Consider the following 10524-nt stretch of genomic DNA (forward strand, 5'->3'; position numbering starts at 1 on the left):
GCGATCGCGCCGCCGTTGACGTTCACCTTTTCCGGCGACACCCCGAGGTCCTTCATGGACTGCACGGCGACGGCGGCGAACGCCTCGTTGATCTCGATGAGGTCGAGGGCGTCCACCGTCAGCCCCTCCTTGCCGAGCGCGTGCAGGATCGCGTTGGACGGCTGCGACTGGAGCGAGTTGTCGGGGCCCGCGACGTTCCCGTGTGCCCCGATCTCGGCGATCCAGTCGAGGCCCAGCTCCTCGGCCTTCGCCTTGCTCATGACGACGACGGCGGCGGCACCGTCGGAGATCTGCGAGGCGGACCCGGCGGTGATCGTGCCGTCCTTCGTGAACGCCGGACGCAGCTTGCCGAGGGACTCGGCGGTCGTCTCGGCACGGATGCCCTCGTCCTGGCTGAACAGGATCGGGTCGCCCTTGCGCTGCGGGATCTCGACGGGCGTGATCTCGGCCTCGAAGAGCCCGTTCTTCTGCGCGGCGGCGGCCCGCTGGTGGGAGAGCGCGGCGACGGAGTCCTGCTCCTCCCGGTTCAGCCCCAGCCGGGTGTTGTGCTTCTCCGTGGACTCCCCCATCGCGATGCCCTCGAAGGCGTCGGTGAGCCCGTCGTGGGCCATCGCGTCGAGCATCTCGATGGCGCCGTACTTGTACCCCTCGCGGGACTTGGGCAGCAGGTGGGGCGCGTTGGTCATGGACTCCTGGCCGCCGGCGACGACGACGTCGAACTCGCCGGCGCGGATGAGCTGGTCGGCCAGGGCGATCGCGTCGAGGCCCGACAGGCAGACCTTGTTGACCGTGAGGGCCGGGACGTTCATCGGGATGCCGGCCTTGACGGCGGCCTGGCGGGCCGGGATCTGCCCGGCGCCGGCCTGGAGGACCTGGCCCATGATCACGTACTGGACCTGGTCGCCGGAGATCCCGGCCCGGTCGAGCGCGGCCTTGATCGCGAAGCCGCCGAGGTCGGCCCCGGAGAACGACTTGAGGGAGCCGAGGAGGCGTCCCATGGGAGTGCGCGCACCTGCGACGATCACCGATGTGGTCATGAGCTGCGATCCCCTTACCGGCCCTGCACGGGCCCGAGGAAGTGAACGAGGGTTTACTCACAAAGTACTGAGGAGTAGGTCACTGCGTCACCCGGCCGTCGATGTGATCGCCCGCACGTTGCACAACCACCCTTTCAGCGCTCCACTGAACCCATGCTGACGCGAATCGACCACATCGGGATCGCCTGTCACGACCTCGACGCGACCGTCGAGTTCTACCGCGCGACCTACGGTTTCGAGGTCTTCCACACCGAGGTCAACGAGGAGCAGGGCGTGCGCGAGGCCATGCTCAAGATCAACGATACGTCGGACGGCGGAGCCTCGTATCTGCAACTCCTGGAGCCGGTCCGCCCCGATTCCACGGTCGCCAAGTGGCTCGACAAGAACGGCGAGGGCGTCCACCACATCGCCTTCGGCACGGCGGACGTCGACACCGACGCGGAGGCCATCCGCGACAAGGGCGTACGGGTCCTCTACGAAGAGCCGCGGCGCGGTTCCATGGGGTCACGGATCACCTTTCTGCACCCCAAGGATTGCCACGGTGTCCTCACAGAACTGGTCACTTCGGCGCCTGTTGAGTCCGACGAGCACTGACCCACGTACATAAGGGCCGGTAGGGTTGGGGGCGGTTGCCCGCCGCAGGGCGGTGCAACCGCTATGCCGGGGTCCGGGTTTCGGGGGTGCGGGTGGCGGGCGCGGCCCGTGGTCCGCCGATGATCTGACACCATTCCCCGGGGGCCCCGTCCGGCGGATGGACGGGAGCTCGTTGGAGAAGCTTGCGACCAGGGGACGGATGGGACCGCGCAGTGCGGGGCTACGAGAGCCAGGAGCGAGAGCCGGCGGCTGACGTCGACCACCTCACTCGGTTCGAAGCCGAGATGAAACGGCTGAAGACCGAGCGGGAAAAGGCGATCCAGCACGCCGAGGACCTCGGCTACCAGGTCGAGGTGCTGCGCGCCAAGCTGCACGAGGCGCGGCGCACCATCATGACCCGGCCCGCCTTCGACGGCGGCGACCTCAACTACCAGGCCGAGCAGCTGCTGCGGAACGCGCAGATGCAGGCCGACCAGTTGCGCCAGGACGCCGAGCGCGAGCTGAGCCAGGCCCGGGCGCAGACCCAGCGCATCCTCCAGGAGCACGCGGAGCAGGCGGCCCGGCTCCAGGCGGAGCTGCACCAGGAGGCGGTCACCCGGCGCCAGCAGCTCGACCAGGAGCTGGCGGAGCGCCGCCAGACCGTCGAGTCGCACGTGAACGAGAACGTGGCGTGGGCCGAGCAGCTCCGCGCCCGCTCGGAGGCGCAGGCCCGCCGGCTGATGGACGAGTCGCGCGCCGAGGCCGAGCAGGCCCTCGCGACGGCCCGCGCCGAGGCGGAGCGCCTGACGAACGAGGCCCGCCAGCGCCTGACCAGCGACGCGGAGGCGGCGCGCACCGAGGCCGAGCAGATCCTGCTGCGGGCCCGCGCGGACGCGGAGCGCCTGCTGAACGCGGCGGGCGCGCAGGCCCAGGAGGCCACGGACCACGCGGAGCAGCTGCGTACGTCGACGGCGTCGGAGTCGGACGCGGCGCGGCGGCAGGCGAGCGAGCTGTCGCGGGCGGCCGAGCAGCGGATGGCGGACGCCGAGGAGGCGTTGCGCAAGGCGCAGGCCGAGGCGGAGAAGGTGCTCTCCGAGGCGCAGTCGGCCGCCGAGAAGGCCCTCTCCAGCGCCGAGTCGGCGAACGAGCAGCGCACGCGCACCGCGAAGGAGCAGGTGGCGCGGCTGGTCAGCGAGGCCACCAAAGAGGCCGAGGCGACGAAGTCGGAGGCCGAGCAGGTCGTCGCGGACGCCCGCGCCGAGGCGGAGAAGCTCGTCGCCGAGGCCGCCGAGAAGGCCCGCACGATCACCGCCGAGGAGTCGGCGACCCAGCTGTCGAAGGCCGCGAAGACGGCCGAGGACGTCCTCAACAAGGCGCAGGAAGAGGCGCGCGGGACGATCACGGCCGCAGCCGAGGAGGCCGAGCGGGTCCGCAGCGAGGCCGAGGCGGAGGCGGACCGGCTGCGCGCCGAGGCGCACGACATCGCCGAGCAGCTCAAGGGGTCCGCGAAGGACGACACGAAGGAGTACCGCGCCAAGACCGTCGAGCTCCAGGAGGAGGCGCGGCGGCTGCGCGGCGAGGCCGAGCAGCTCAGGTCCGAGGCGGTCGCCGAGGGCGAGAAGATCCGCGCGGAGGCCCGCAAGGAGGCCGTCCAGCAGATCGAGGAGGCCGCCAAGAGCGCCGAGGAGCTGCTGTCCAAGGCGAAGGCGGACGCGGACGAGCTGCGCCAGAAGGCGACGGCGGACAGCGAGAAGGTCCGCACCGAGGCCATCGAGCGGGCGACGTCGCTGCGCCGGCAGGCTGAGGAAACGCTTGAGCGCACCCGCGCGGAGGCCGAGCGCCAGCGCGACGAGGCGGTCGGGCTCGCGGAGACGATCACCGCGAACGCCCAGGACGCGGCGCGCGAGACGCGCGAGGAGGCCGAGCGCGCCATAGCGGCCCGGCAGGCCGAGGCGGCCGAGGAGCTGACCCGGCTGCACGCCGAGGCGGAGACCCGGCTCGCCTCCGCCGAGCAGGCCCTCACGGAGGCCCGCGAGGAGGCGGCGCGGATCCGCCGCGAGACCGCCGAGGAGACCGACCGGCTGCGCGCGGAGTCCGCCGAGCGCATCCGGGCGCTCCAGCAGCAGGCCGCCGACGAGGCGGACCGGCTGCGGACCGAGGCCGCCGCCGACGCGTCGGCCTCCCGCGCCGAGGGCGAGTCCATCGCCGTACGGCTGCGCTCGGAGGCCGCTGCGGAGGCGGAGCGGCTCAAGCAGGAGGCGCAGGACACCGCGAACCGGGTGCGCGCGGAGGCGCAGGCCGCCGCCGAGCGGCTCGCCGAGGAGGCGTCGGACGCGCTCGCCGCCGCGCAGGACGAGGCCGTACGGCGCCGGCGCGAGGCCGAGGAGACGCTCGGCGCGGCGCGTGCGGAGGCCGACCAGGAGCGGGAGCGGGCCCGCGAGCAGAGCGAGGAGCTCCTCGCGTCGGCGCGCAAGCGCGTCGAGGAGGCGCAGGCCGAGGCCGTCCGGCTGGTCGAGGAGGCGGACCGGCGGGCGTCGGAGATGGTCGCCGCCGCCGAGCAGCACGCCCAGCAGGTCCGCGACTCGGTCGCGGGGCTCCACGAGCAGGCGCAGGAGGAGATCACCGGCCTGCGGTCGGCCGCCGAGCACGCGGCGGACCGTACCCGCCGGGAGGCCGAGGAGGAGGCGGACCGGGTCCGCGCCGACGCGTACGCCGAGCGGGAGCGGGCCGCCGAGGACGCCTCGCGGGTACGGCAGCAGTCGCGCGAGGAGTCGGAGGCCGCGCAGGCGCTCGCCGAGCGCACGGTCGGCGACGCCATCGCGGAGGCCGAGCGGCTGCGTACGGAGACCTCCGCGCACGCCCAGCGGGTGCGGACGGAAGCCTCGGACACGATCGCGCAGGCCGACCAGGACGCGACCCGGACCCGGGCGGAGGCCCGGGAGGACGCGAACCGCATCCGGTCGGACGCGGCGACGCAGGCCGACACCCTCATCACCGAGGCGCGCAGCGAGGCCGAGCGGCTCCAGTCGGAGACCCTCGCGGAGGCGGAGCGGCTCCAGATGGAGACGGCCGCCGAGGTGGACCGGGTGCGCGGCGAGGCGCACGCGGACGCGGAGCGGATGCGCGCGGAGGCGTCGGAGACGGTCGGCTCGGCCCAGCAGCACGCCGAGCGGATGCGCGCGGAGTCGGCGCGGCAGCGGGCCGAGGCGGAGGCGGAGGCGGAGCGGCTCGTCAGTTCGGCGCGCGAGGAGGCGGACCGGACGCTGGACGAGGTGCGCCGGGAGGCCAACAAGCGGCGTTCCGAGGCGGCCGAGCAGGTCGACACGCTGATCACGGAGACGACCGCCGAGGTCGACAAGCTCCTCAGCGAGGCGCAGGAGCAGGCGCTGAAGACGACCGCCGACGCGGAGGAGCGGGCCGACTCGATGGTCGGGGCCGCGCGCGCCGAGGCCGAGCGGCTGATCGGCGAGGCGACCGTCGAGGGCAACTCCCGGGTGGAGCAGGCCCGTACGGACGCGGACGAACTCCTCGTCGGGGCGCGCCGGGACGCGACGGCGATAAGGGAGCGGGCGGAGGAGCTGCGCGACCGCATCACGTCCGAGATCGAAGAGTTGCACGACCGTGCCCGGCGCGAGGCCGCCGAGACGATGAAGGCGACCGGCGACCGGTGCGACGCGCTCATCACGGCCGCCGAGGAGCAGCTGAACAAGGCGCAGGCGAAGGCGAAGGAGCTGGTCTCGGAGGCCAACTCCGAGGCGGGCAAGGTGCGGATCGCCGCCGTCAAGAAGGCCGAGGGCCTGCTCAAGGAGGCCGAGCAGAAGAAGGCTCAGCTGGTGCGCGAGGCCGAGGAGTTGAAGGCCGAGGCGATCCGCGAGGCGATGCGCAGCGTCGAGGAGGGCAAGCGCGAGCTGGAGGTGCTGGTCCGGCGGCGCGAGGACATCCAGGCCGAGATCTCCCGTGTCCAGGACGTCCTTGAGGCGTTGGAGTCTTTCGAGGCACCGTCGTCCGCGAAGGACGGGGGCGTCAAGGCGGGAGCGGCGGTAGGGTCCCCTCGTTCGGGTGGCAAGTCGGCCGATGGGTAGCGGAGTGTGCAGGTTCCGAGGAAATCTGGGGGCTTTGTTCTGAAGTCTTCGGGAATACGGGGACTTCGACCGGCACTCTGGCAAGCCTTCGGCCGATCAGCCACTCGAAAGGGGCGTCATTCTCCAGATCAAACACGCATCCGCTCGATGACACACCGCTTCGGCCCCTAGGATTCCACCTATCACCTCACCGGTCTCATTCGACAGGAACCCCATGAGCGACACTTCCCCCTACGGCTTCGAGCTTGTGCGGCGTGGGTACGACCGCGCTCAGGTGGACGAACGCATCTCGAAGCTCGTCTCCGACCGTGACAGCGCTCTGGCCCGGATCACCGCGCTCGAGAAGCGCATCGAGGAACTCCACCTCGAGACGCAGAACGCGCAGGCGCAGGTCTCCGACGCCGAGCCGTCGTACGCCGGTCTCGGCGCGCGCGTCGAGAAGATCCTGCGCCTCGCCGAGGAAGAGGCGAAGGACCTGCGCGAGGAGGCGCGCCGCGCGGCCGAGCAGCACCGCGAGCTCGCCGAGTCGGCGGCCCAGCAGGTCCGCAACGACGCCGAGTCGTTCGCCGCGGAGCGCAAGGCCAAGTCCGAGGACGAGGGCGTCCGGATCGTCGAGAAGGCCAAGTCCGACGCCTCTCAGCTGCGTTCCGAGGCGCAGAAGGACGCGCAGTCCAAGCGTGAGGAGGCCGACGCGCTCTTCGAGGAGACCCGCGCGAAGGCCGCGCAGGCCGCCGCCGACTTCGAGACGAACCTCGCCAAGCGGCGTGAGCAGTCCGAGCGTGACCTCGCGGCGCGTCAGCAGAAGGCCGAGAAGCGCCTCGCCGAGATCGAGCACCGCGCCGAGCAGCTGCGCCTGGAGGCCGAGAAGCTGCGCACCGACGCGGAGCGCCGGGCCCGGCAGACCGTCGAGACGGCCCAGCGGCAGTCCGAGGACATCGTCGCGGACGCGAACGCCAAGGCGGACCGCATCCGTTCGGAGTCCGAGCGCGAGCTGGCGGCGCTCACCAACCGCCGCGACTCGATCAACGCTCAGCTGACGAACGTCCGCGAGATGCTGGCGACGCTGACGGGTGCGGCTGTCGCGGCGGCGAGTGCGCCGGTGACGGACGACGAGCCGATCTCCCGTGGGGTGCCGGCTCAGCAGTCCCGGTAGTTCGTCGGGTGTGTGCTGAGGGGCGGTGGGACTCGTGGTCCTGCCGCCCCTTTGGCATTTCTTTTAAATGTTTTTCTTTACTCCTGGATACAGCAGACTCACCAGGCACGCGAACACCGTGAATCCCCGCCGTGCCGAATGAGCCGCCGAATTGCTGGACTGTGCGGACGATCGTGCTGGCGTGCGGGGCCCACGCGGTCCGGGAGCGGGCCGGTGACCCGTGCGAGGAGGCTCCCGACGCCCTGCGGCACCAGCAGCAGCGGTCAGCCCGTTCAGGAACATCAGCGTCGCCGACACCGCGAGCGTACGGTTGCGCAACAGCCGGAGATCCACGAGGGGTTGGCCGCGGCGCAGGGCGTACAGGGTGAAGGCGGCGAGGAGGACGGCGCCGACGGGGAGGGCGGCCCTCTGCTGCGCGAAGCCGTAGACCAGCGCGGCCAGCGCGGGCGAGATCAGCAGCAGGCCGGTGACGTCCAACGCGTGCGCGGGGGACGCTTCTTGACGAGGCACCGTACGCCAGGCGAGGGCCAGCGCGAGCACGCAGACGGGCAGATTGACGTAGAAGATCCACCGCCAGCTGAAGTGGTCGACGATCAGCGCCCCCGCAACGGGCCCCAGAATCGGCCCGATCAGCGCCGGGAGACTGACCACAGCCATCAGCCGCCCCACGTTCCTGCCGTGGGACGCCCTCAGGATCACGGTCTGCAACACCGGCATCAACAGCCCGCCGCCGACGCCCTGGACGACCCTGAACGCCACCAACGAGCCGATGTTCCAGGCGAGTCCGCACAGCATGGAGCCGGCGAGGAACAGCACAAGCGCGCCGAGCCAGACTTTCCTGGCGCCGATCCGCTCGACGGCCCAGCCGCTCACCGGGACGACGACGGCGAGCGCGAGGAGGTAGGCCGTGCTGACCCACTGGACGGTGGAGGTCGATACGTCGAGGTCGTGGGCGAGGGTGTGGACGGCCACGGCGACGATCGTGCTGTCGAGGAGGGGGGCGAGCGCGCCGATGACGAGGACGGCGGCGAGCTTGAGCAGGGCCGGGTCGAGGCGGTCTTCCGTACGGGGCTCGGTGGCGGCCTCGGGCATACGGCTCCCCCTGTCTGTGCGGCTCCGGAACTCCGGCTGTTTCTGCGGCTCCGGAGTCCCGGCGTTTTAGAGACGCACCGTCTCTTGTGACGACGATAGGCTCACCCCGATAAGAGACGCAAGGTCTCTCAAGGAGCCCGCATGGAACCCACCCGCCGCCGAGGCGCCGCCCTGGAGGCCGACCTCCTCGACGCGGCCTGGGACGAACTCCGGTCCGTCGGCTACACCCACCTCACGATGGAGGGCGTCGCCCTGCGCGCCCGCACCGGCAAACAGGTCCTCTACCGCCGCTGGAGCAACCGCGCGGAACTCATCGTCGCCGCCCTCCGCCATCGCCGGGGCTCCCTGGTCGACCAGATCCCCGACACGGGGACCCTCCGGGGGGACGTCCTCGCGCTGCTGCGCTACACCCTCGAACGCCAGCGGGAGATCGGGCAGGACGTCTTCCGGGGCCTGCTGGCCGAGGTCGCGGACATGGATCCGCACTTCTCGGAGACGATGCGGACGGTGTTGGCGACACTCCTGGCCCGCGCCTTCGAGCGGGGGGAGATCCCCACGGCCGACCTTCCCTGGCGGGTGGTCAGCCTGCCGGTGGATCTGTTGCGGTACGACATGCTGGTGCGGCTGGAGGGGGTGACGGAGAGGGACTTGGCGGCGATCGTGGACGACGTGTTCCTGCCGTTGGTGGGTGCGCGATAACGGCGTTCGCCGTTCGCCTACGCCGCCTCGGCGTCCCCGCTCGCCGGCATCCGCAGGGTGTGGTCCCCGAAATCGGCGACCAGGTCCAGCCTGCCGCCGAGCGCCTCCACGTAACGGGCGATGACGTCGAGGGTGGCGACCTCGCCGTGCTCGATCTGGGACACGCGAGCGATGCTCACGCCCATGCGGGCAGCCACGTCCTTCTGAGCCAGACCGTACTGCTTACGCGCCTCGGCGAGTTGATACCCCCGCGCCTCCGCCAGCAGCCGACGCGCCCCGGCTTCCACCTCCGCCGGGTCCACCCCGGCCGAGTGCAACTCCTTCTCCAGGCTCTCCCAGTCCTGCGGCACTTTCTTGGCCATGTCTACTCCTCACCCTCCGTGTCGCTGGTGTAGTCGCGGTAGAGCCGTTCCGCCAGCGAAACGTTGTCCCGGTACCAGCGCTCCCAGTTTCCCGCCTTGTCTCCCCCGAGGAGCAGCAGGGCCGAACGCGTCGGATCGAAGGCGAAGATGATCCGGATCTCGGACCGACCGCCCGACCCCGGCCTCAGCTCCTTGAGGTGATGCAGGTCCGATCCCTTCAGCCTGTCCACGAGGGGGCGCCCCAGAGTGGGACCGGCTTCACGCAGAGCGGCTACGGCCTGGGCAACCTGAGATGCGGAACCAAGATCCTCCTTGATCAGCCGCCTGAACCAGTCCGCATACTCATCGGTGACCTTGATCGCCCAGCTCAATACAGCCCCCTTGATACCAGCACTGCGAGTTTAAGGATTTCCTTGAATCACGGCAAGCGGCATCCTAGACTCCCGGCCACACCTCCACTCACCACCTCAGGCATCCGGCGGCCACGCACCAGCAACCGTGAAAGAAGCCGGCGTTCCCCCGAAGCGGCTGATCCCGCTGTGCCACGCGTCGGCGATGGAGTCGACGAATGGAGTGCGGGTACCGGCGGTGAGGACGGGGCGGGGCTCCTCACATACTCCGGGGACCGCCTCCTGATCGACCCGCTCCCGGGGTCAGGCGAAACAAACGACTTCACGGGCCTGGCACAACTCACCCCCACCGAAGGACGTGGAGCCGATCGCCCCGGTGCTGGAATGGCACCCGTCCGAAGCCACGGCGATGCTCGCAGGTCTTGGCACCGCTGAAGCGATGGGTGACCGGGTGGGTGATGAGAAGTGGACGGTCTCGTCTTCGGCTCAGGCTCGCTTGAAGAACTCCACTTCTGCCAGGGCGAGTTGGCGGCCCTGGGTCAGGCCTGTGGGGGAGTTCAGGGTGAGGGTGATGGTTTTTACGTCGCTGATGGCTGTGTGGAAGGGTTGCTCGCCCGGTTTGTCGTTGAGGGTTAGTTTTTTGGTTTTCTTGTCGCCCGAGGAGGTTGTTGCTACCAGGGTTATTTCCAGGGCTCGGGCCTGGGTGTTGTATTCCTTCGGGGTCGCGCCTGCGCCGTTCGTGATGATCGTGTCCACGAGGCGGAAGGGGGAGCGGAAGGTATAGGTGATCGTGGCTCCGGGAGTGGCGCCCCAGAAGTTGTTGCGGATTCCGTCCGAGGTGTTGGTCGGGGGGTGGTTGGGGGTTTGGGTGGATGCCTTGATGTCCACCGGAGTGATGGGTTGTGACTTGCCGAGTTTGTCCCGGGTGTCTTCGTAGAGGGCTCGGCCTGCGGGGAGGAAGAAGAAGACTGCGGCGCAGAGGGCGAGGAGCGCGAGGAGGATGACGAGGAAGCGGGTGGCTCGGCCGGAGCTGGCGCGGACCCGGCGGGGGCGGAAGGGCCAGACCGTGCGCCACCACGGGAGGGGTGCGGCGGTCGGTGTCGCGACGAGCGGGGCCGCACAGCGACGGCAGAAGCGGCGGCCCGGAGGGTTGGGGGTGCCGCAGGCGGGGCAGGG

The 10524-nt window shown here is 70.7% G+C and carries 9 protein-coding genes; 4 read left to right on the forward strand and 5 right to left on the reverse strand.

What is annotated here, in order from left to right; translation table 11 throughout:
* Positions 1-1037, reverse strand: a 1037-nt coding sequence (locus AOK24_RS12670) for an acetyl-CoA C-acetyltransferase (RefSeq protein ID WP_079056788.1), incomplete at its 3' end; no start/stop codon positions are given.
* A 153-nt stretch (positions 1038-1190) separates the two neighbouring features.
* Between AOK24_RS12670 and mce the strand changes: the two genes are divergently transcribed.
* The 3 genes from mce to AOK24_RS12685 all read left to right on the forward strand — a co-directional run bounded on the left by mce (position 1191) and on the right by AOK24_RS12685 (position 6845).
* Positions 1191-1631, forward strand: a complete 441-nt coding sequence (gene mce / locus AOK24_RS12675; RefSeq protein ID WP_055720165.1) for a methylmalonyl-CoA epimerase — start codon at positions 1191-1193, stop codon at positions 1629-1631.
* A 212-nt stretch (positions 1632-1843) separates the two neighbouring features.
* Positions 1844-5692 carry a polarized growth protein Scy gene (gene scy, locus AOK24_RS12680; protein WP_055720166.1) on the forward strand — a complete coding sequence of 1283 codons (3849 nt, stop codon included), beginning with the start codon at positions 1844-1846 and terminating at the stop codon, positions 5690-5692.
* Positions 5693-5906: 214 nt separating this feature from the next.
* On the forward strand, positions 5907-6845 hold the full coding sequence (locus tag AOK24_RS12685; RefSeq protein WP_055720167.1) for a coiled-coil domain-containing protein: 939 nt from the start codon (positions 5907-5909) through the stop codon (positions 6843-6845).
* Positions 6846-6908: 63 nt separating this feature from the next.
* On the opposite strand, the gene AOK24_RS12690 is transcribed toward AOK24_RS12685, so the two are convergent.
* Entirely contained in the window at positions 6909-7937 is a 1029-nt protein-coding gene (locus tag AOK24_RS12690) for an MFS transporter (protein WP_055720168.1), read from the reverse strand.
* A 141-nt stretch (positions 7938-8078) separates the two neighbouring features.
* On the opposite strand from AOK24_RS12690, the gene AOK24_RS12695 reads away from it, so the two are divergent.
* Positions 8079-8636, forward strand: coding sequence for a TetR/AcrR family transcriptional regulator (locus AOK24_RS12695; protein WP_055720169.1), 558 nt, complete (start codon positions 8079-8081; stop codon positions 8634-8636).
* 17 nt (positions 8637-8653) lie between these two features.
* Here AOK24_RS12695 and AOK24_RS12700 read toward each other — a convergent pair whose 3' ends face one another.
* The 3 genes from AOK24_RS12700 to AOK24_RS45725 all read right to left on the reverse strand — a co-directional run.
* Positions 8654-8998 (reverse strand): transcriptional regulator, encoded by a 345-nt coding sequence (locus tag AOK24_RS12700; protein ID WP_055720170.1) that lies wholly within the window; start codon positions 8996-8998, stop codon positions 8654-8656.
* Between the two features lie 2 nt (positions 8999-9000).
* Entirely contained in the window at positions 9001-9369 is a 369-nt protein-coding gene (locus tag AOK24_RS12705; protein ID WP_055720171.1) for a type II toxin-antitoxin system RelE/ParE family toxin, read from the reverse strand.
* Between the two features lie 465 nt (positions 9370-9834).
* Positions 9835-10524 (reverse strand): zinc ribbon domain-containing protein (locus AOK24_RS45725; protein WP_079056787.1); only part of this gene is annotated, 690 nt, incomplete at its 5' end.

The organism is Streptomyces niveiscabiei, assembly GCF_001419795.1.
Lineage (GTDB): Bacteria > Actinomycetota > Actinomycetes > Streptomycetales > Streptomycetaceae > Streptomyces > Streptomyces niveiscabiei.